Annotated in this window: 19 protein-coding genes, 1 tRNA gene and 2 pseudogenes; 19 read left to right on the top strand and 3 right to left on the bottom strand. The window is 69.8% G+C overall.

From position 1 onward, the window contains the following. Positions 1-19: 19 nt before the first annotated feature. From galU to ACIRD8_RS35530, 7 genes are all read left to right on the top strand, one after another. The gene (galU, locus tag ACIRD8_RS35500) at positions 20-922 is read left to right on the top strand and encodes a UTP--glucose-1-phosphate uridylyltransferase GalU (protein ID WP_124277402.1); all 903 of its coding nucleotides are present in this window, start codon (positions 20-22) and stop codon (positions 920-922) included. Between the two features lie 4 nt (positions 923-926). Continuing rightward, positions 927-2,237: a gephyrin-like molybdotransferase Glp gene (gene glp / locus ACIRD8_RS35505; RefSeq protein WP_404001191.1), complete on the top strand. Its 1,311-nt coding sequence runs from the start codon at positions 927-929 to the stop codon at positions 2,235-2,237. Positions 2,238-2,362: 125 nt separating this feature from the next. Then, positions 2,363-2,863, top strand: a complete 501-nt coding sequence (gene moaC, locus ACIRD8_RS35510; protein ID WP_031098527.1) for a cyclic pyranopterin monophosphate synthase MoaC — start codon at positions 2,363-2,365, stop codon at positions 2,861-2,863. Next, a complete protein-coding gene (locus tag ACIRD8_RS35515; RefSeq protein ID WP_404001195.1) occupies positions 2,860-3,384 on the top strand; it encodes a molybdenum cofactor biosynthesis protein B in 525 nt (174 codons plus the stop codon). Before moaC ends, ACIRD8_RS35515 begins: the two co-directional genes overlap by 4 nt. Before the next feature lie 17 nt (positions 3,385-3,401). Continuing rightward, positions 3,402-4,031, top strand: coding sequence for a GNAT family N-acetyltransferase (locus ACIRD8_RS35520; RefSeq protein ID WP_099177365.1), 630 nt, complete (start codon positions 3,402-3,404; stop codon positions 4,029-4,031). A 124-nt stretch (positions 4,032-4,155) separates the two neighbouring features. Next, positions 4,156-5,313, top strand: a complete 1,158-nt coding sequence (glpR, locus tag ACIRD8_RS35525) for a gephyrin-like molybdotransferase receptor GlpR (RefSeq protein WP_404001199.1) — start codon at positions 4,156-4,158, stop codon at positions 5,311-5,313. A gap of 86 nt (positions 5,314-5,399) precedes the next feature. Then, positions 5,400-5,473 (top strand) — tRNA-Ala (locus ACIRD8_RS35530). Positions 5,474-5,731: 258 nt separating this feature from the next. On the opposite strand, the gene ACIRD8_RS35535 is transcribed toward ACIRD8_RS35530, so the two are convergent. Beyond that, positions 5,732-7,222 carry a hypothetical protein gene (locus ACIRD8_RS35535; RefSeq protein WP_404001202.1) on the bottom strand — a complete coding sequence of 497 codons (1,491 nt, stop codon included), beginning with the start codon at positions 7,220-7,222 and terminating at the stop codon, positions 5,732-5,734. Between the two features lie 547 nt (positions 7,223-7,769). Between ACIRD8_RS35535 and ACIRD8_RS35540 the strand changes: the two genes are divergently transcribed. From ACIRD8_RS35540 to ACIRD8_RS35550, 3 genes are all read left to right on the top strand, one after another. Beyond that, complete coding sequence (locus tag ACIRD8_RS35540) at positions 7,770-9,227, top strand: aldehyde dehydrogenase family protein (protein WP_404001205.1); 1,458 nt, start codon at positions 7,770-7,772, stop codon at positions 9,225-9,227. Between the two features lie 406 nt (positions 9,228-9,633). Next, entirely contained in the window at positions 9,634-9,993 is a 360-nt protein-coding gene (locus ACIRD8_RS35545; RefSeq protein WP_404001208.1) for a hypothetical protein, read from the top strand. After that, positions 9,990-11,231, top strand: coding sequence for a low temperature requirement protein A (locus ACIRD8_RS35550; RefSeq protein ID WP_404001211.1), 1,242 nt, complete (start codon positions 9,990-9,992; stop codon positions 11,229-11,231). The genes ACIRD8_RS35545 and ACIRD8_RS35550 overlap by 4 nt, the downstream gene beginning before the upstream one ends. 187 nt (positions 11,232-11,418) lie before the next feature. On the opposite strand, the pseudogene ACIRD8_RS35555 reads toward ACIRD8_RS35550, so the two are convergent. Next, positions 11,419-11,502 (bottom strand): annotated as a pseudogene (locus ACIRD8_RS35555) (transcriptional regulator); the annotation flags it as partial. A 269-nt stretch (positions 11,503-11,771) separates the two neighbouring features. Here ACIRD8_RS35555 and ACIRD8_RS35560 point away from each other — a divergent pair. From ACIRD8_RS35560 to ACIRD8_RS35580, 5 genes are all read left to right on the top strand, one after another. After that, positions 11,772-14,531 (top strand): ATP-binding protein, encoded by a 2,760-nt coding sequence (locus ACIRD8_RS35560; RefSeq protein ID WP_404001214.1) that lies wholly within the window; start codon positions 11,772-11,774, stop codon positions 14,529-14,531. A 160-nt stretch (positions 14,532-14,691) separates the two neighbouring features. Continuing rightward, entirely contained in the window at positions 14,692-15,516 is an 825-nt protein-coding gene (locus tag ACIRD8_RS35565) for an alpha/beta fold hydrolase (protein ID WP_404001217.1), read from the top strand. Between the two features lie 54 nt (positions 15,517-15,570). Continuing rightward, positions 15,571-15,894, top strand: a complete 324-nt coding sequence (locus ACIRD8_RS35570; RefSeq protein WP_404001220.1) for a putative quinol monooxygenase — start codon at positions 15,571-15,573, stop codon at positions 15,892-15,894. Between the two features lie 121 nt (positions 15,895-16,015). Then, positions 16,016-16,234, top strand: coding sequence for a hypothetical protein (locus ACIRD8_RS35575; RefSeq protein ID WP_404001223.1), 219 nt, complete (start codon positions 16,016-16,018; stop codon positions 16,232-16,234). 109 nt (positions 16,235-16,343) lie between these two features. Further along, a complete protein-coding gene (locus ACIRD8_RS35580) occupies positions 16,344-16,880 on the top strand; it encodes a Dps family protein (RefSeq protein ID WP_404001226.1) in 537 nt (178 codons plus the stop codon). A gap of 135 nt (positions 16,881-17,015) precedes the next feature. Here the strand turns inward: ACIRD8_RS35580 and ACIRD8_RS35585 are convergent, their stop codons facing one another. Beyond that, positions 17,016-17,882 (bottom strand): YwqG family protein, encoded by an 867-nt coding sequence (locus ACIRD8_RS35585; protein ID WP_404001229.1) that lies wholly within the window; start codon positions 17,880-17,882, stop codon positions 17,016-17,018. A 265-nt stretch (positions 17,883-18,147) separates the two neighbouring features. Between ACIRD8_RS35585 and ACIRD8_RS35590 the strand changes: the two genes are divergently transcribed. From ACIRD8_RS35590 to ACIRD8_RS35605, 4 genes and pseudogenes are all read left to right on the top strand, one after another. Then, the gene (locus ACIRD8_RS35590) at positions 18,148-18,678 is read left to right on the top strand and encodes a hypothetical protein (protein ID WP_404001232.1); all 531 of its coding nucleotides are present in this window, start codon (positions 18,148-18,150) and stop codon (positions 18,676-18,678) included. 111 nt (positions 18,679-18,789) lie between these two features. After that, the gene (locus tag ACIRD8_RS35595) at positions 18,790-20,166 is read left to right on the top strand and encodes a hypothetical protein (protein ID WP_404001235.1); all 1,377 of its coding nucleotides are present in this window, start codon (positions 18,790-18,792) and stop codon (positions 20,164-20,166) included. 12 nt (positions 20,167-20,178) lie between these two features. After that, a complete protein-coding gene (locus ACIRD8_RS35600; protein WP_404001238.1) occupies positions 20,179-20,790 on the top strand; it encodes a hypothetical protein in 612 nt (203 codons plus the stop codon). A gap of 39 nt (positions 20,791-20,829) precedes the next feature. After that, positions 20,830-20,923 (top strand): annotated as a pseudogene (locus tag ACIRD8_RS35605) (IS5/IS1182 family transposase); the annotation flags it as partial.

Raw genomic sequence — 20,923 nt, forward strand, 5'->3', positions numbered from 1 at the left:
ACCGGTTACAGTTCTGGGCATGACTCAGTCGCACCCCAGGATCAGCAAAGCTGTCATCCCAGCTGCCGGCCTCGGCACCCGGTTCCTGCCGGCCACCAAGGCCACTCCCAAAGAGATGCTGCCTGTCGTCGACAAGCCCGCCATCCAGTATGTGGTCGAGGAGGCGGTCGCCGCCGGTCTCTCCGACGTGCTGATGATCACCGGTCGCAACAAGCGTCCCCTGGAGGACCACTTCGACCGGAACTACGAGCTGGAGTCCGCACTGACCCGCAAGGGAGACGCCGAACGGCTCTCCAAGGTCCAGGAGTCCAGCGACCTGGCCACCATGCACTACGTACGCCAGGGAGACCCGCGCGGCCTCGGCCACGCCGTCCTGTGCGCCGCACCGCACGTCGGCGACCAGCCGTTCGCCGTGCTCCTCGGCGACGACCTCATCGACCCGCGCGACCCCCTTCTCGCCAGGATGGTCGAGATCCAGGAGCGCGAGGGCGGCAGCGTCGTGGCGCTGATGGAGGTGGACCCCGCGCAGATCCACATGTACGGCTGCGCGGCCACCGAGGCCACCACCGACAGCGACGTCGTCCGGGTCACCGGACTCGTGGAGAAGCCCGACCCGGCCGAGGCGCCCAGCAACCTCGCGGTCATCGGCCGTTACGTCCTGGACCCCGCGGTCTTCGGCATACTGCGGAGGACCGAGCCCGGCCGCGGCGGCGAGATCCAGCTCACCGACGCCCTCCAGCTGCTGGCCGAGGACGAGAAGATCGGCGGCCCGGTGCACGGGGTCGTCTTCAAGGGCCGCCGCTACGACACCGGTGACCGCGGTGACTATCTGCGTGCCATTGTCAGACTCGCGTGCGAACGTGAGGACCTGGGCCCGGACTTCCGGACCTGGCTGCGCAGTTACGTCGACGAGGAGTTGTAACAGCTTGAGCAGCACGATCTGGTCGGTGGACGAGCACCTGGACGACATCCTCGCCGCGGTGAAGCCGCTCGAACCCATCGAGCTGCAACTGCCCGACGCCCAGGGCTGCGTCCTGGTCGAGGACGTCGTGGTGGAGGTGTCACTGCCGCCCTTCGACAACAGCTCGATGGACGGGTACGCCGTCCGGATCTCCGATGTGGAGGGCGCCGGCGAGGAGTTCCCCGCCGTCCTCACCGTCATCGGCGACGTCGCGGCGGGCGACGGGGGCCTGGCCGACGGCCGGTCCGTCGGCCCCGGCGAGGCCGCGCGCATCATGACCGGCGCCCCGCTGCCCGCGGGCGCCGAGGCGGTCGTCCCGGTCGAGTGGACCGACGGCGGCACGGGCGGCGGCCCCGCCACCACCATGCGGGCCCACAGCGACGCCCCGGAGGGCGCGAGCGGCGAGGTCCGCGTATACCGCCCGGTCAAGCCGCGCGCCCATGTCCGGGCCAAGGGCAGCGACGTACAACCCGGTGACCTGGCGCTGCGCGCGGGTTCGGTCGTCGGGCCGCCGCAGATCGGAATGCTCGCCGCGATCGGCCGCTCGACGGTGCGGGTGCGGCCCCGTCCGCGCGTCGTCGTGCTGTCCACCGGCAGCGAGCTGGTGCAGCCGGGCGAGGAGCTCACCGGCGGCCGGATCTACGACTCCAACAGCTTCGCCCTGACCGCGGCCGCCCGGGACGCGGGGGCCATCGCCTACCGGGTGCCGGCGGTCGCCGACGACGCCGAGACGCTGCGGGCCACGATCGAGGACCAGCTGATCCGCGCCGACATCGTCGTCACCACGGGCGGGGTGAGCGTCGGCGCGTACGACGTCGTCAAGGAGGCCCTGTCCTCCGTGGGCGACGAGGACGAGCCCGGCAGCGGGGTCGACTTCCGCAAGCTCGCGATGCAGCCGGGCAAGCCGCAGGGCTTCGGCTCGATCGGCCCCGACCACACACCGCTGCTGGCGCTGCCCGGCAACCCGGTCTCCTCGTACGTCTCCTTCGAGCTGTTCGTCCGGCCGGCGATCCTGACGCTGATGGGTCTCGAGGACGTCCACCGACCCACGGTGCGGGCCACGCTGAGCACCGGTGAGACGCTCGCCTCGCCGTCCGGCAAGCGTCAGTTCCTGCGCGGGACCTACGACGCCGAGGCGGGCACCGTGACCCCCGTCGGCGGACCCGGATCGCATCTGATCGCCGCCCTCGCCCAGGCCGACGCGCTGATCGTGCTGCCCGAGGACGTCACCTCCGCCGAGCCCGGCACGGAGACCGAGGTGATCCTCCTCCGCTGACCCGGGCGCGGTGGCGGTACGGTATCTGGCGCTGTGCCTTACCCGGGGAAGCCCCCGGGCCCCCCGGCCCGCCCCTCGGCGCGGGACGGGCGGGCAGCCGGCGCCCTACCGCTAGGCGGAGTGAGTTGAGTACGCAGAACAGGCTGACGCACATCGACGAGGCGGGCGCCGCCCGCATGGTCGACGTGTCGGAGAAGGACGTCACGGCACGTGTCGCCCGCGCGAGCGGCCGGGTCCTCGTATCACCGCGTGTCGTCGAACTCCTCAGGGGCGAGGGCGTCCCCAAGGGCGACGCGCTCGCCACCGCGCGCATCGCCGGGATCATGGGGGCCAAGCGCACCCCGGACCTGATCCCGCTCTGCCACCCGCTCGCCGTCTCCGGGGTGAAGGTCGACCTGAGCGTCGCCGACGACGCGGTGGAGATCCTGGCCACCGTGAAGACCACGGACCGCACGGGTGTCGAGATGGAGGCACTGACCGCCGTGTCGGTTGCCGCGCTCACGGTGATCGACATGATCAAGGCGGTCGACAAGAGCGCGGTGATCACGGACGTACGGGTCGAGGCGAAATCCGGCGGTAAGTCCGGCGACTACCGGCGCCCCGCACCGGAGGGGGCGGACGCATGACCGCGCCCGGCAGCGCCCCTGCCCCCGCCGGATACCGCGCCCTCGTGGTGACCGCGTCCAACCGCGCATCCGCCGGCGTGTACGCCGACAAGGGCGGCCCCATCATCGCCGAGGCCCTCACCGGCCTCGGATTCGCCGTCGAGGGCCCCCAGGTCGTACCCGACGGAGATCCGGTGGAGGCGGCCCTCCGGGCCGGAGCCGCCGCGGGCTACGACGTGATCGTCACCACCGGCGGTACGGGCATCTCGCCCACCGACCGCACCCCCGAGGCCACCCGCCGCGTCCTGGACCGCGAGATCCCGGGCATCGCCGAGGCGATCCGCGCCGAGGGCCGGGACAAGGTCCCCACCGCCGCGCTCTCCCGCGGCCTCGCGGGCATCGCGGACCGCACTCTCATCGTGAACCTGCCCGGCTCGACCGGCGGCGTACGCGACGGGCTCGCGGTCCTCGGCAGGCTTCTGGTGCACGCCGTCGACCAGCTGCGCGGCGGCGATCACCCCCGACCGGGGAGCCCGAGCTGAACGTCCGGACCTGGCCGGTGGTTCTTACCGACGGCGCCGTCACCCTCCGCCCGATAAAGCTGCGCGACCAGAGCATGTGGCGCGAGGTCAACCGGCGTAACCGGGACTGGCTGCGCCCCTGGGAGGCGACCGTCCCGCCGCCCGCCCCCGGCGGCCCCGTGGCCCAGCGCCCCACCTACCGCCAGATGATCCGTCACCTGCGCGCCGAGGCGAACGCGGGCCGGATGCTGCCCTTCGCCATCGAGTACGAGGGACGTCTCGTCGGGCAGCTGACGGTGGCGGGCATCACCTGGGGCTCGATGTGCTCGGGCCACGTCGGTTACTGGGTCGACCAGGACGTGGCGGGCCGCGGCGTCATGCCGACCGCGGTGGCGCTCGCCGTCGACCACTGTTTCCGTACGGTCGGACTGCACCGGATCGAGGTCTGCATTCGGCCGGAGAACGCCCCCAGTCGCAGGGTCGTGGAGAAACTCGGATTCCGTGCGGAAGGACTGCGTCCACGCTATCTGCACATCGACGGAGCGTGGCGCGATCATCTGATCTTCGCCCTCACCGCGGAGGAAGTGCCCGACGGGCTGCTGCGACGTTGGCGCAGGATGCGGCCGGGTACGTCCGGAACTCCGCGCACGCCCGGGGAAATGAAATAAGTGTTCGAATTTGATCGCTCTCTGACGGTAATCAAGCTCACTTTCGGCGACTGTTGACCCGAACAATCGCAAAAAAAGTCCGTCATATCAGCCGGATCGTGCGACACACCGGGCCAATTGGCGGATGCCGCCGTGCAAACCCCTCTACGGTGTGAGCGTGAGCAGCAGCGGCCTCATCTACGCAGTCATCGTCGGTGCATGGGCCGCCTACTTGGTGCCGATGTGGCTCCGCAGGCAGGACGAGCTCAATGAAGCCCGTCCGACGGAACGCTTCAGCACCGCCATCCGGCTGCTGTCCGGACGGGCGGCCATGGAGCGCCGTTACGCCAAGGAGCTGCGGGAGCGGGATGCCGAGGAGGCGCCTGGCGACGTGGACCCGGATGCCGTCACGGACCGATTGGAGTCCGTCGACGTCCGGGCCTTTTCCGCGCCCCCGGCACATACGGAAGCGCGGTTGCGCGTCCCCGCGCCCGGCCGGCCGGACCAGGAGCGTCCGCAGGAGCGGGCGCCCCGCCCGGCGCCCGCGCGGCGCCCGCGTCCGACCGGTGCCGAGACCGAGCGCGAGCGGCGCCGGCGCTTGCAGGTCCTGGCGCGCCGACGGCGTACCACCACGGTCCTCTTCATGGCGTTCACGCTCGGCGCGGTCGTCGCGGCGGTGGGCGGACTCCGCTTCCTGTGGGCCCCGGCCGTCCCTGCCGTGCTGCTGAGCACGTACATCGTGCATCTGCGCGCCCAGGAGCGCCGCCGGTTCGTCTTCACCATGGACCGGCGCCGGGCCGAGGTGGCCGCGCAGCGCCTGCGCGAGAACCGGCCCCGCAGGCACCAGCCCGCGTCCTCGGCTCCCGCCGAGCCCGACGAGGAGCCCGAAGCGGCCGCTCCCGTACCCACGGTCTCGCCCCAGGAGGCGGGCCGCCGCGCCCTCGTCGAGCAGACGGACCACGCGGAGTGGGTCGACCAGCAGCGCGAACGCGGACCGGCCCAGGGCGACAGCTGGGAGCCGGTTCCGGTCCCGCTGCCGACCTACGTCACCGCGCCGGTCGCCCCGCGCGCCACGGGCGGGGTCGAGGTCGGCGACCCGGAGACCTGGAGCGCGGCGCGCTCCAGCCCCGCGGAGCCCACCCGGACAGGCAGCCGTGACGCCCAGGACGCGCCCGCCGCGCCCGAGGCCGAACCGGCCCCGCGCCGCCGGGGCACGCCGCCCAAGCGCACCCGCGACCGAGGCCGGACGCCCCTCTTCGACCAGTACGACGACGAGGACCGGCCGCGCGCGGCCAACGAGTGAGCCGACGGTGAACCCGACTCGGTGACCTGCCGGGATACGGATTTCCGAGCACCCCGATGAGGGTGCTAGAGTTTCACTCGTTGCAAGGGCCTGTGGCGCAGTCTGGTAGCGCACCTCGTTCGCATCGAGGGGGTCTGGGGTTCAAATCCCCACAGGTCCACCGCACAGGGCCGTTCACGGGTTCATCCCGGAATGGTTCACGAGATCCCGGTCAGACGGTCACCGTCTGACCGGGATCTCGTCGTTTGAGCTCCTTCTTGTGTGAAAGTCAGCCTGCCGGGCCGCCGGGAAGCGCGGCGGCCCGCGTCGGAACGGACCGGGGGTCGGGATGCGGACATGCCGCGGGGACCGCAGGCGTGGAGGCAGGCTCCTGCGGTCTCGCGACGTGTCGATCTTCAATTACCCGGAACGTGCCCGCTCAGGGGCTACGGCTCAGCGCCTGGGAGCGGGGCGGGACCGTCAAGCTGATCGTCGGGTAGGGGAGAAGTACGTCGTTCGGCTCGAGGTCGAGGCCTGTGATCGCGCTCTGCTTGCTCGCGGCCAGGTACTGCTCGAGTTCCTTGATGTCGTGGACCATGACGGTGATGGCGGACAGGAGCGTCTGGGCGACGCGACCACGAGGCTGACGCCTCTCGCGAGCGTGCAGGGCGGAGTCGACGGACTTCAGCCGCCCGTTGCCGCCTTCGATGTGAGCACGCAACGTCTGGTAGGCCAGGGCCCAGGAGGGCGTCTGCCAGGGCAGCTTCTGGCGCGTGCGGGGCATGACGTGCGCCTGCACGGTGACGGAGGACTGGCGGCAACACCTGGGGCGTTCGGCGAGCGGCAGGGTTGGGGGCTCCACGGTGGGCCGGCTTGCGGGGTGCGTGGTGCGCTCCCTGTGGGCATCGAGGTTGATGACGACCGGCACGGGCTCCTTCTTCGGTGGTGCGCCGCGGCTCTCACGCTCTTGTGCCCAGGGGCAGTTGAGCTTGGTGATGGGGCAGGCGAACCGCTCGGTTCCGCGATCGTCGAGTGTGTCCTTACGGGTGAGTGTGTACGCCTCGATCTCCTGCAGCCGCTCTCGAAGCGGGATGCGTTCACGCTCGTTCCTGGCGCTGCGGATCTGGGCGTACAGGTCGAGCAAGCGGCGTGGCGTGAGGGGGCAGAAGAGCCGGCCGGCTTTCGTGATCGCGCCCTGGTGATGGCCTTCCGCCCTGGCGGAGGTGACCTGGGGACCAGTGAAGTCGAGGACGGGCATGTAGCCGAGGGCGCGCATCGGCCGGTGGAAGTTCTCGGGGAGGAGCTTGGTGTAGGCGCGGTCGGCCGCCGTGAAGCCACGGAGCTCGGTGATCTGCGCCAGCACAGCGCTGACGTAGTGGGCGTGGCGGCCCATGTCCTTCTCCGGCGTGTGCAGCAACATGCCGAGGATCAGCTGTGGGTAACGGCCGGCTCGGTCTGGGTCGGCGTGGGCCGCGATGGCGAGCGTGGCGCTGTGGCCGAACTCCCGGTCGCCACCCCCCTTGTAATGCCAGTTGGCGCTCGCCTCCAGAGAGGAGCGCTTGCGTGTGTGGCGACGGGCCCAAGTTGGCACGCAGGTGGTGTCGATCGCAGTGTCGCCGCGCCAGTGACGCATCAGACCTTTCGCGAAGGCGATGCGGGCCGGTGCGGTGACCAGCCGGTTGGCGAGTTCTTCCAGACGGCGGAGAGCGGGCTGTCCGTGTTCACCGTTCCACTGAGCGGCCACTTTGCGTCCTGCCGCCCGGGGAAGCCGACTGCGGCGCTGGTGCGGTGCAGCGTCCAGCAGCCGGTTCATGCGCGTCCATGCGCGGTGGAAGCGATTGTAGAGCGCGTTGACCGCGGCCTGGTCCTCGATGTCGCAGGTCGGAATGGCGAGGTGGGCGCGCAGCCGCTCGCTGGTGCCGAACGTCATGATCTCGAAGGTGTCGTCCGCTACCTCTCCACCGAGAGCATGGACAGCCTCTATCCGGACAGCACCACCCACCTGCCCGGCACAACCGAGTGATCATCTACACCACGTCACGGGACATGACCACCGCTACAGCAGAACTCGGCTGAGCCTGCCGGTGTTTCGGACGTTCAATCCACGATTGTTGGCCCAGCGGCCGTCGTCGTGCCGGCGCCGCTGGCCCCGCTTCACCGCCCGTTGGCCCTGGACCGGTGTGATCACCGCCCGACCCAGTGACTCGGAGCCCTGTCGAACCCCGGCTGACCAGCGGATCCGACCGTCCCGACGGGCCGCAGCAACACCCCGGGTCGTGAACACCGCCGCCTTCGGCCACCCTGCTGTGAAAGCTGCCGGTCGCCGGTCGGGTCTCAGCACTGCCCCGGTACTGACGTAAGCGAGGCTTCGGCCGGATGTCAGTCAGCTGACGGAGGCTGTCGGCACGGCGGCCGAGCCATTCTCGTGGAGACATCGAAACCGCCCGGTACCCGGGCGAGACCACGAGGAGCCGACCATGGACACCATCGCGCAGCACTGGATCAACGGACAGTGGACTGGCTCCGGCTCGGTTCTGGAATCGATCAACCCGGCCGACGGCACCGTCGTCGGCTCGTTCTACGACGGTGGCGAGGCGGAGGCCTCGGCCGCCGTGGACGCCGCCGCCGCCGCGTTCGCGACCACCGAATGGGCGCGCAGTCCCTCGCTCCGGGCGACCGCACTCAGCCGGCTGGCCGACGCCCTCGAGGCCCGGGTACCCGAGGTTGCGGCCATGTTGTCCCGGGAGAACGGCAAGCTGCTGGGTGAGACCACGTGGGAGGTCAGCGGTGCAGTCGGGTGGCTGCGGTACGCGGCGGCCTCCGCGCGCACCCAGACCGCCGGGCGCGCCGCCGAGACGGCACCCGGCCAGTACACCCACTCGGTGCCCGAGCCGCTCGGTGTCGCCGGGATCATTTCTCCATGGAACTCCCCCATCATGCTGACCGTGCGGGCACTGGGCCCGGCGCTGGCCGCCGGCTGCACCGTCGTGGTCAAACTTCCGGCTCAGACGGCACTGACCAATGAGCTTTTCGCGCAGGTCCTGGCCTCGGTCCCGGAGATCCCGGCGGGCGTGGTCAGCGTGTTCACCGAGTCCGGCAACACCGGGGCCCCGTTCCTGGTCTCCTCGGACAAAGTCGACGTGATCAACTACACCGGCAGTACGCCGGTCGGGCGCCATATCGCGGCCGCGGCCTCCACCACACTCAAGCGTCTCGGTCTGGAACTGGGCGGCAAGGCGCCCATGGTGATCTTTCCCGACGCCGATCTGGACATGGTGATCCCCACCGTGGTGCAGTCGCTGGTGCTGATGAACGGGCAGTTCTGCTGCACCGGCTCGCGTGTACTGGTTCACCGGGACATCGCCGACCAGGTGCGCACTCGGCTTACCGCCGCGCTCGCGCAGGTGCGGCTCGGGTCGGGCGACGACGAGAAGGCCCAGCTCGGCCCGGTGATCGACCGGGCGTCCGCCCAGCGGGTGGACGCGATCGTCGAGGAAGCCGCCTCGTACGGCACGGTGCTGCTGCGCGGCGGTGTGGTCACCGACGGCCCGCTGGCCGCCGGCGCGTTCTACCGGCCGAGCCTGATCGAGGTGGACCGCACCGACGTTCGGATCGTGCAGGAAGAGGTCTTCGGTCCGGTCCAGACGTTCGAGGTCTTCGACGACGAGGACGACGCCGTGGCCAAGGCGAACGCCACCATTTACGGCCTGGCCGCCTCGGTGTTCAGCTCGGACTCGATGAAGGCCCGCCGGATCGCCCGGCGCATCCGCACCGGCACGGTATGGATCAACACCTGGGGAGCCATCAGCGAGGACTTCGAGGAGGGCGGCGTCAAGGGAAGCGGTTACGGCTACCTGTGCGGCCCGCGCGCAATCGAGGAGTTCCAGGCCCTCAAGGTGTACGTGGAGCAGGACCACACCCAGTCCGCTCACTGATCGGATCATGATCTGGCCCGGCGCCCACCTGGGCGCCGGGCCGTCGGCCTTGACCCCTGCACGGGAGGGTTGCACCAGGCATCGATTCTGATCACCGGAGCGACGTACGGTCTTGGTCTCGCTCTGGCTGAGGAGCTTGCGGAAGCCGTGCATCAGTTACTTCTGCACGGTCGTGCCCCGCGGCGACCGGCGCCGATCGCCCAGCGTGTCGGGGCCGAGCACTACATCGCCGACCTGTCCGCTCTGGCCGAGACCCAGCGAAACCGTCTGAGCCCTGTGCAGCTCACCAGGCAACTGCTGCCGCTGTCGCGCGCGGGCAGCCCATCCCGCAGCGCCGACATCACCTCGGTCGCGCAGGAACCGATGGAATTAGAACGATACGCAGCATTTCGATTTGGAGTGGTCCATGAACGAGAGAATTGTTTCCCATGCCTACGGTGCCGACGATCCTGGACTGCCAAGCCCACCGGCAGTGACAGACATCCGGCGCACGCTCCAGGAGCAGAGCCGGAACGCGTCCGCGAACGCCGAACCCCGGCTCGGCCCCACCGTTCCGGCCGCCGTCCGGCGTTGGAAGCTGTGGCTCCTCACTGTGTGCGGTATCTACCCCACCATCGTCCTGCTGGGTCTGGCCACGAACCCTGTTCTGGAGGATCTGTACCTGCCGGTGCGACTCGCTGTACTCGTCCCGGCGGCGGCAGCGGCGATGGTCTGGCAGATCAATCCCCGACTGCAGCGGCATTTCGGAGATTGGCTCACCAGATGACAAGCACCCCGGCTCCGCCGCAGGTGTCCGCCGCGGCGCCCGCACACCACGGACCACTGCGCAGGCTCACGGCGCGAGGCCGCGACGAGACCCACCGCGGCGTCTCCTCACTGGAGCTCTTCTTCGACCTGTGCTTCATCGTGGCCATGGCCCAGGCAGGCGCCCAGTTGGTGCACGCCATGGTCGAGGGACACGCGGGCGAGGGGATCCTCAACTACTTGATGATCTTCTTCGCCATCTGGTGGGCGTGGATGAACTTCACGTGGTTCGCCTCGGCTTACGACAACGATGACGTGCTGTACCGGATCGTCACGCTGATCCAGATAGCCGGCGTGCTCGTCCTGACGGCAGGCGTCTCCCAGGCGTTCGAGGAACACGCGTACCTGGTCGTCATCCTGGGCTATGTGATCATGCGGCTCGCCATGACGGCGCAGTGGCTGCGCGTGGCGCGGTCGAGCCAGGGCTCCGAGCGGACGATGGCGCTGCGGTACGCCATCGGGCTGTGCCAGATCGGCTGGCTGGGGCTACTGGCCCTGCCGGAGGCCGGCCGCCCGTGGGTCTTCCTGGTGATGGCGCTGCTGGAGATGGCCGTACCGCTGTATGCGGAGCAGGCCCACTCCACGGCGTGGCACCCCCACCACATCGCCGAACGGTACGGGCTGCTCACGCTCATCGCGCTCGGCGAGACCATCGCGGCGGCCACCGTCGCCGTGAAGTCGGGGATCGACGAGCACGAGGCCCTGGGTGAGTTGCTGCCCATCGCCGCCGGCGGACTGCTGATCATCTTCGCCGCCTGGTGGGTGTACTTCGCGGTCCCCATCCACGGGCACCTCCGGTCCAACCGGCAGTCCTTCCTCTGGGGCTACGGCCATTACCTGATCTTCGTCTCGGGTGCCGCGATCGGGGCCGGCCTGGAGGTGGCGGTGGAGCAGACGGTAGGCAAGGCGCACCTTTCGGTGCTGTCGGCGTCGGCGGCGGTGACGCTGCCGACAGCGCTGTTCCTGCTCACGGTGTGGGCGCTGCACTCGCGCTTCTACAAGGTGGGGATCGCTCAGCAGTCGGTGCTGCCGGCCACGGCGCTGCTGGTGGTCGTCTGTACGTTCCTGGGTCAGTGGGCGGTGCTCGCGGCAGGACTGGTGGCGGCGCTGGCGGTGGCAGCCGGGGTGACGCTGACGGCGCTCGGGGCGAGCCCGGAGCGCGGGAGGGGCGAGGAAAGCGTCGCGGTGCCACTTCTGTGAGGGAACCCTCGCCGCCGCGGGAACCTGGCCGGCACGGCGTACGAGGGCGCCCGTGCCGTGCGTCCGGTGCACCTGCTCAACGACGGCGACACGTTGTTCACGCCGACGACGGGGACGCACCCGCTCGGCACCTCACTGGCCTGGGCATCGGTGGCGATCCGGGCGATGTCAGGGCGTAACGGGGAGGCTAGTGAGGTGCCGCGAGTACGTCCCGAAGTACGCTCTCGAGCGTGACGCGGGCCAGCTCGTGTCTCAGGGTGCCCTCGATGCCCTACCGGCCGGGTCTTTACCAGGCCGGGGGAGAGACCGGCACGATGACCCGCGTGACCTTCGTGCTGTCGTTGCGGTGGGGCCGCAGCGCCCGACGGGTGTTCTGCATGATCTTCGTCTGGGAGCTGCGGGTGGCGGCGAAGCAGATGGCTTCACACTCCGTTTGCCGGTGGGTGCGATAATTGCTGGTCAAGTGCGTGGCCGGTGGTTCGACTGCCTCGCGAGGCATAGCGAGGGACACGGCGGATGTGGGCGAAGTCAAGGACAGGCATGGGTGTCGGCCCGACTGGGCTGGTCGGCCGGGAGGGCGAGCTCGCCGAGCTTGCGGCCTTCCTGGACACAGTCGGGATGGACGGAGCCGTCCTGCTGCTCACCGGTGATCCGGGCGTGGGGAAGACGGCGCTCCTGGACACGACCGCCGAGCTGGCGGTGGCGAAGGGAGTGCGGGTCGTCCGCGGGAGCGGCTACGAGTACGAGACGGACATCAGCTTCGCGGGGCTCCATCAGCTCGTCGGCTCGCTGCCGGACGAGCTCGGCCGTCTGCCGCGTTCCGTGCGGGAGGCCCTCGAGGTTGCCCTCGGTCTCGGCGCCGGTCCCGCGCCGAGCCGGATCGCCGTCCTGAACGCGGCACTGTCCCTGTTCGACGAGGCCGCGAAGGAGCGGCCGTTGCTCCTTGTGGTCGATGACCTTCATGCCGTCGACCAGGCGAGCCGGGCTGCGGTGGGTTTCGTCGCCAGAAGACTGGGGGGCCGCCGCATCGGGCTGCTCGGAGCGCAGCGGGCGGAGTCCGGCGAATCCTTCCGGTCCACCGGTCTGCCGGAGCTCGAGGTCGCGCCGCTGGATGACGCGGACGCCCTGCGGCTGCTGTCCCGTCGCTTCGCCCACCTCCCCCATCGGGTCCTTTCGACCGTGGCGCACGAGGCGCAGGGAAACCCCCTGGCGCTGCTCGAGTTCGCCGGGTCCACCGGGGCGTCCGGCGACCAACACGGCCAAGGGGCGGGGTGGGTGAGCAGCCCGGGACGGGACGTGCGCGCGCTGTACGGCGCCCGCGTCGGACGACTGCCGCAGGCAACGCGTGAGGTACTGCTGCTCGCGGCTCTTGAGGGCTCCGGCGACATCGGCGTCCTTGAGGCGGCCGGCGGGCCGGGCAGCCTTGAAGAACTCGCTCCCGCGGAGCGTGACCACCTGGTCATGGTCGCGGAGAACGGCCGCGCGTTGCGCTTCAGGCATCCGCTGGTCAGGTCCGCGGTAGTCGACGGTTCCACCGGTGAACAGCGGCGCGGCGCCCACCGCCGACTGGCCGACGCGCTGGCCGACCAGCCCGAGCGGCGCGGTGATCACCTCGCGAGAGCCACGACGACGTCCGACGAGGCGGTCGCCGCCGTCGTGGAGTCGGCGGCCCGGACCAGCCTGCGGCGCGGTGACGCTGACGGCGCGATCGCGAGATTGCGGCGCGCTGCCGAGCTGAGCCCCGACCGAGCGGACCGCAGGCGCCGCCTGTCGCAGGCCGCCTATGCCGCCGCCTGGGTCGCAGGCCATCTGGAGGTCAGCCACGAGATCATGCGTGAGGTCGAGGGAGATCCGGCGGCCCGGTCGCTCTCGGCGGCCGCGGCGGCCGGCTTCCTGGTGCTCGTCAGGGAAGGCGACGCCGATACGGCCCATGCACTCCTGATGGAGGCGGTCGAGCAGGCCCCGGTGATGCCCGGACCGCCGCGTGAGGAGCTGGAGACCGCGCTGTTCACCCTCACCCTCGCCAGCCAGTACTCGGGCCGGCCCGAGCACTGGCAGCCTCTGGTCGACGTGCTCGCCCGGTTCCCCGAGGCGGCGCCCGCCACTGCGGCGGCGCTGGGGCGCGTCCACCACGACCTCGGCTCCGTCACGGACGGCATGCTGCGCCGCCTGGACGAGGAGACCGCGCGGCTGAGGGACCAGAGTGACGCCGACGTGGTCATCCGCACCGCCCTGACCGCCTCGTACCTCGACCGGCTTCCGGGCTGTCGCGAGGCCGTGTCCCGGGTCATACGCGACGGCGGCGCGGTGGGGTCGAGCATGCCGGCCCTGATGTTCGTCGCGCTGGACGACCTGTACGCCGGCCGGTGGCAGTCCTCGGCCGACGCCGCGGACGAGCTCATCGCACTGTCCGAGGAGATGGGGTACCACCTGTTCGCCCAGGTGGGGCACTACGTCGCTGCAATGGCCGCGGCCCAGCGCGGCGACCTCGACGCGTGCCGCCGCCACTGCGAGGCCGTCTGGGGGTGGTCGGGGCCCAGAAGACTGCGACGGCTGGAGAACTGCGCCCACCAGGCGGCGGCCCGGGCGGCCCTCGGCGCCGCCGACTTCGAGACGGCCTTCCGGCACGCCACAGCGATCTGCGCCCCGGGTGTGCTGCCGCCGTTCAACCCCGAGGCCGTGTGGTCCGCGCCGGACCTCATCGAGGCCGCCGTGCGCACCGGGCGACATGCGGAAGCGCAACGGCACGCGGACGCCCTACGCGACGCCGGTGTCGGCCACCTCTCGTCGCGGCTCGCGCTGAGCTCGGCCACGGTCACGGCGATGACATCGGCTGTCGAGGACATGGTCCGGTGCTTTGAGGAGGCACTCGCACTGCCGGGCGTGGAGCAGTGGCCCTTCGAGGCCGGCCATGCTCATCTGGCGTACGGCGAAGCGCTTCGCCGGCAAGGACTCAACCGTGACGCCCGGGTGCAGCTGGCTGCCGCCCGCGACCGCTTCGAGGAACTCGGAGCCCGTTCGTGGGAGGCCCGGGCCTCGGCGGAGCTCCGCGCCACCGGCATGACACGGACCGGCCGGGGCAAAGCTGGTGAGACCCTCACCCCGCAGGAACTGGAGGTCGCCAGGCTGGCAGCGACGGGGCTGTCGAACCCGCAGATCGCGTCGCATCTGTTCCTTTCGCCGCGGACCGTGTCGTCGCATCTCTACCATGTGTTCCCAAAGCTGGGGATCACATCGCGGGCCGAGCTCCGCGACGCACTGGAGGCGCTGCCTCCCGAGCCTTCGGCCACCCGGCTGTAAGAGCTGCCGGTCGGGTCTCAGCACTGCCCCGGTACTGACGTAAGCGAGCCGTCCGCCGGATGTCAGTCAGCTGACGGAGGCTGTCGGCACGGTGGCCGAGCCATTCTCGTGGAGACATCGAAACCGCCCGGTACCCGGGCGAGACCACGAGGAGCCGACCATGCCGTTCGTCACCGCCAGCGACGGAACCGAAATCTTCTACAAGGACTGGGGCTCGGGCCGGCCGGTCATGTTCCACCACGGCTGGCCGCTGAGCGCGGACGACTGGGACGCCCAACTGCTGTTCCTCGTCCAGCACGGCTACCGTGTCATCGCCCACGACCGCCGCGGGCACGGGCGCTCCGCCCAGGTCGGCCACGGGCACGACATGGACCACTACGCGGCGGACGCTGCCGCCGTGGTGGCGCACCTCGGCCTGCGCGACGTCGTCCACGTCGGCCACTCCACCGGTGGCGGAGAGGTCGCCCGGTACGTCGCCAGGCACGGTGCCGGGCGGGTCACCAAGGCCGTCCTCATCGGAGCGGTCCCGCCGCTCATGGTCCAGACCGAATCGAACCCGGGAGGGCTGCCGGTCGAGGTCTTTGACGGCTTCCGCGAGGCCGTGGCCACCAACCGCTCCCAGTTCTACCTCGACCTCGCCTCCGGGCCGTTCTACGGGTTCAACCGCCCGGGCGCGGACATCTCCCAGGGTGTCATCCAGAACTGGTGGCGCCAGGGTATGACCGGTAGCGCGCAGGCGCACTATGAGGGGATCAAGGCGTTCTCGGAGACCGACTTCACCGACGACCTCCGGGCGATCGACGTGCCCACGCTCATCATGCACGGCGACGACGACCAGATCGTCCCGATCGCCAACTCCGCCGAGATGGCGTTCACGTTGGTCAAGAACGCGCGCCTGAAGGTCTATCCGGGACTGTCGCACGGCATGTGCACCGTGAACGCCGACGCCGTCAACGCCGACCTCCTCGACTTCATCGAGAGCTGACACCGGCCCGTACCGACACACAGCCCGCCAGCACGGAACAGAAAAGACATGACCATGACCGCAACACCCACCGGATACGTGACCGTCGTCTGGGACGCGAAGGCGCAGGCGGGCAGGGAGGCCGACCTCAAGGCGTTCATCACCGCCGCCGTCACCCCCTCGCGCAACGACCCCGGCAACATCGACTACGAGGCCCACGAAGTCGAGGGCCGACCCGGCGAGTTCGTCATCTACGAACGCTGGGAGACCCGCGCCCACCTCGACGCCCACCTCGCAGCGCCCCGGATGCGGGAACTCGTCCCGCGGATGCTCGAACTGATCGACGGATCCATCGAGGACGGCATCCGCCTGCTGCGCCCGTTCCGTCCCGCGCGCTAGCGCCGGACGCCCGTCGGCATCGACGCCGGCGGGCCGCACCACCGCGAACCGATCCCGCGGGTGCTCCTGGTGACCGCTTTCCGGGAGCACCCGCTCCGACGACACGCACAGGAGAGACACGGTGGACCCCGGCCAGACCGCGACCGAGTTCACCGGCCACATCGGGCAGAGCGTCGAGGAGGGCGCGGAGGCGGCGGTGCGTATCGCCGCCCTGGGGCCCGATCCACCTCGTGGTCGACGGACTACCCGCTACCCGGGCATCATCCACGACTTCTTCGTGCTCAACGCCCTGCGCGACACCGACGCCGTCCAGGCCGCCATCACCCTCCACACAGCCTGAACCCACGCCACGACGATGCCAGGGGAGCGGGCCCACCGCTCACCCCGACGCCGGAACGTGTCGCACTGCTCCGTATCGCCGGAGCCGATTACGCAAGGAGAACCGCCGTATGACTGTCATGAAGAGCACGATTCCCGACGCGGCCCGTCAGGTCGCCGGGAGCGCGCTGCAGAGCACCCTTGTGGATCTCCTCGGGATCTCGCTGATCGGGAAGCAGGCGCACTGGAACATCGTGGGGCCTCGCTTCCGCTCCATCCACCTGCAGTTCGACGAACTGGTGACGGTGATCCGCGAGGCCGCCGACACGGTGGCCGAACGGGCCGCGACGCTCGGTCTCCCGCCGGACGGCCGGCCGGAGACGATCGCCTCGGCGTTCGCGCTGCCCGGCCCGAAGGACGGCTGGATACGCGACGACGACGCCGTCGAGATGATGGTCGAGACCTTGGGGGCCGCCGCCACACGGATGCGCGAGCGCATCGATGCCACCGAGGGGGCCGACCCGGTCACGCAGGACCTCCTGATCTCGATCACCGCCGCACTCGAGAAGGAGCGCTGGATGTTCGCGGCTGAGGCGCCTCCCACACGGACTGAACGGCGGACCACGCCCACCATCCGCACCACGCCCGAAAATGCGGGGCGCCCGTGACGACACCGCACTTCAGACCCACGGCCGTCAGGTGGTGCCCCATCCCGGACAGCTCCGCCGCGGCGGCGCGGGCGGCGTCCTCGCTCGGCAGGCTCAGCCTGTACTGGACTCCCCAGGCGGGAGGCGTGGCGGTCATCAGCCGCACTGCCAGGTGAACATGGCCCGTTCGAAGCGGCGCTCCGCCAGGTCCTCGGGGCGGATCAGCCAGTACAGGACCCCGGTATCGCCCCACATCATGTCCGCTGCCTCATCGCTGTCGAACTGGGCCAGCAGCACCCAGTTGCCCGCTTCCTCGGACAGGCGTGGATCGGCCCAGGAGACCTCGCCGTCGAGGACCGCCTCCGCGATCTCGATCTCCACCGGGTTCTGCACCGAGTGGGCGTGGCCGCCTATCTGATGGCCTGCCCCGCCGTCGAAGTCCCACAGCGCGTCGAGGAACGGCTGAGAGCAGATGGGGTGGTCGTAACGGTTCCCGAGCGGGGCGTCCGGGGCGAAGGCGGTCCTGACGGACGGGTGCCAGGGATCGGTGGCCGTCATCGCCGTCCGGGCGGTCAGCGGGACCATCGGATACGGAGTGAGCCCGTCGGGCGCCCCGCGCTCGGCCACCTCCTCGCCGGCCTCCACGTAGAGCACGCGGGCACCCGCCCAGCTCTCCCGGTCCTCGGCCAGGACGACGGCCTCACCGTCGTCCAGCTGCCCGTCGAAGTAGAAGAACAGCAACGCTCCCGCTGGAGGCAGATCGACGTCCAGTGCGGCCGACGGCACGCGCGCGCAGTCGATCGACGCGACGAAGGAGAGCGGACCGTGCCCGTCCCACTCCGGCCACGCCGAGGTGACAGGCAGCACCGGAAGCCCGCCGAGCCGCCCGACCACATCGCCGGAATCAGCCGCCGCCGCGAGCCGCATGCCGGGCCGGAGCAGACCGGCCCACGTCTCGGCGTCCTCGGGCGACAGATGCCGCAGAGCGAGAGAGCGAAGGGCTTCCAGGGAACCGTGTGTCATGCGTCCGATCATCCATTGCAGCACTGACAGCCATGTCCGCAGCCCGCGTACCGGCCTTGAGCCCGTTCGCATCCCCGATGGGGCTGGGCACCCACAAACTGGTCAAGGGGCGGCGGCCAGGCAGCGCACATGAACTCGGCGGACTTTCGCGGGAGGCGTACCCGAGTCCGCGGCCTCCTCGTTGGGCGGCAGCCCGTGGCGGGCGAGTAACCGCTGTGTACCCGGAGAGGGCTGGTGGAATTGGGCGCATGCATGATGAGTCCTGATGGTTGATGTATTGCGGCGGCATCCGGGTGATGGCTCGAGGAACGCGCTGCTAAGCGACTGGCACCAGGGGGAAGCGCGGATGGGATTCGACGAGGAGTGGGCTGAGCTGCGAGCTGCGGCGGCCGAACGCAGCTCGACCGCAATGCGTCTGAACAGTTTTCCCGAGGACGGCCCAACCCCGGGGCACGGGTCTGGCGCCCCCTCGAAGCTCGCGTCGACAGCGTCTGAGAAGAAGGCTGCCGCTGGGGTCATAGAGAACGAACTGCTGGAGAGCACCAAAAAGGCGGGGGGCCACGCGGACGAGTCCAACGGCAGTGCGGTGAGCGCCCTCGACGGATGGGCGACCGCAGCCGCGCTGAAGAAGGTGCAGACAACCTGGAGTGGGCAGGTGAAGACCCTCATGGGGCGCCTGGGCAGGGAGCGTGACGGCCTCGGGAACACGGTCGTCACACTGACGGGGGTCGATGTGGACCGTCGCAACGGCATCAACGCCATCAGGACACCCTCGGCGCTGGACAACTATCGATGAAGGGCCGGAGGCCACCGCGAGGCCTTGAGGCGTTCCGGAGGAAACGAGCATGCTGACATATCGCGATGTCATGACCGCCGACCTCGGAAAGCTTTCCGCTGCTGCTGACAAATGGATGAATTCTCGAAGGTTGAGAAGCGCTACCGGGATGGTGTCCAGAAGGTAACGCTCGGTGAGGGGTGGTTGGGTGAGAGCGCGAACGCCGCGTTTGTGAACTTTGCCGCGACTCGGTACGAGTACCAGGCGGCCCAGACCCAGGCGAAGGCGACGGCGACATTGTTGCGCAACGCGCACGCCCAGTTCGTCGAACTGAAGGAGCGGCTGGAGTCCGCGCGTGCCGATGCCGTCGAGGCCGGCATGAAGGTGTCCGAGCAGGGCAACGTCGCCTTCGACTACGAGCGGGCGACAGAGGGCGAGCGCAACGCCCTGCGCCACGATCCTGATTACGCCAAGAGCGTTCGGGACAGCGAGCAGTCCTGGGCCGATTACATCAAGTCGTGTGTGAAGGCTGTCGACGACGCCGACAAGGACCTCCAGAAGGACCTCGAAGCCGTGGTCAGGGGCACCGACGGCGGCAAGAACGACGGAACGACGGGTGGCTTCAACGGCAGTGCCGACAAGGTCGCGACGGCGGACGACCAGCAGAAGCAGGAGCGCATGGAGCTTTCCTCGTTGGCCATGCGCGACGGCGAGACGCTGGACGACTATCTGCAGCGCCTCCAAAGGGACGGCGTGGAGAAGATCACAGGCAGCAAGAGGCTTGCGGATCTTTTCGCCGCGGTACAGAAAGGCACCATCACAGCTTCAGCCTTCGCCGCAGCTGTCGGCGGAAGTGCGGGCGGCGCTTTCAAACTGTTCAAGTACCTGAAGCAGGGCAAGGACGTCACCGCGCCCGGTACTTTCCTCTCCACCTTCATCAACAGCCGGATGGCCGGGGCCGTTCCAGGAAGCCTGCTGGGCAAGGTGCCGCCGGGTCTGGTCAACGCCGTCACCGGGTCCGACGAAGCCGCCATGTTCGGTGGCTTCATGCGGAATGGTTCCTTCGTCATGCCGTCGGCCGCAGAGGCCAACCTCGTGAAGGTCGCACAGAACGGAGGTCTCGCGAACGCCGCGAAGGCCGCCGGCTGGATTCGGGGCGCGGGTGTCGTCGGCGGGGTCGCGGCGACCGCCTACGGTGTCGCCAACCTGGCCACGTACGACGCCGACATGATCAAGGCCAATCCTTCGAAGTTCGCCAGTGACCTCAGTGGGACCGCGTTCAGCGCGTCGATGACTGCGCTGACTGTCGCGCCCAACCCGGTGACGGCCGGCTTGGCCGTGGGCACGGGTCTGGTGTACGCGGGCTGTCTGGTCTGGGACAACCACGAGGCAATTGGAGAAGGCCTCGACAAGGCAGGGGACTGGGTCGGCAACAAGGCCTCGGATATCGGGGACGGCATCGCCGACGGGGCGAAGAAGCTGGGCAGCGCCCTCAACCCGTTCGACTAGCGAGGAAAGTACATGCACACCACCATCAGCCCGTTCACGCTCACCCACTGGAAGGAGAAGCAGCCCCACGGTCGTACCAAGTTCGGCTGGCAGGGAATCTCTCCGGAGCTCGGCGACGTCAGGGTGGTGTACCCCGCGGGCCGGGACGTGCCGAACGCCCTCGTCACAGAGGTACGTGGTGGGCTGATCCCGCTGGCCACTTTCGAAACGCGCGGTCTACACACGGAGGTCGCGCCCATGCCGACCCTCAACCGCTCGACTCTCCGTGTGGGCGACGCGTCGGTGCGGATGAACCGGAACCGGTGGGCACCGACCCACCGAGGGCGCTCCCTGCACATGACGTATCTGGGGGACTCCTACCGGCTCGCGGCGCTCAACCGCCGGGCGTACGAGCTGTCCCGGCAGCCCGACTCCGAGGACCCCGGCGCAGTCATCGTGGTGCGGCAGTCAGGCATGGGGAGCGGGCGAAAGATCACCGTGCAGGCGAGGGGGTGCGTCCTGCCCGCCGACGTCTCGCTGGCGGTCCTCTTCTCCGGCGTGGACCGATCCGTGCTCACGCGGCGCGGAGCGCTACGCGCGGGCCTCTCCCGGATTTTCAACTTCTGGGCCGAGTCCCAGTACTAAGACCGTGTCCTATGTGGTGATTCGGTCGTTGGGCTCAGCATGGGGCGGGGTACGTGGAGTTGGATTGTTCCGGACGGGCTGTGGGAGATCGCGGAGCCGCTGATCCCGCCGTCGAAGGTGCGGCCGCAGGGCG

The sequence above is a fragment of the Streptomyces sp. NPDC102451 genome (assembly GCF_044765485.1).
Taxonomy (GTDB): domain Bacteria; phylum Actinomycetota; class Actinomycetes; order Streptomycetales; family Streptomycetaceae; genus Streptomyces.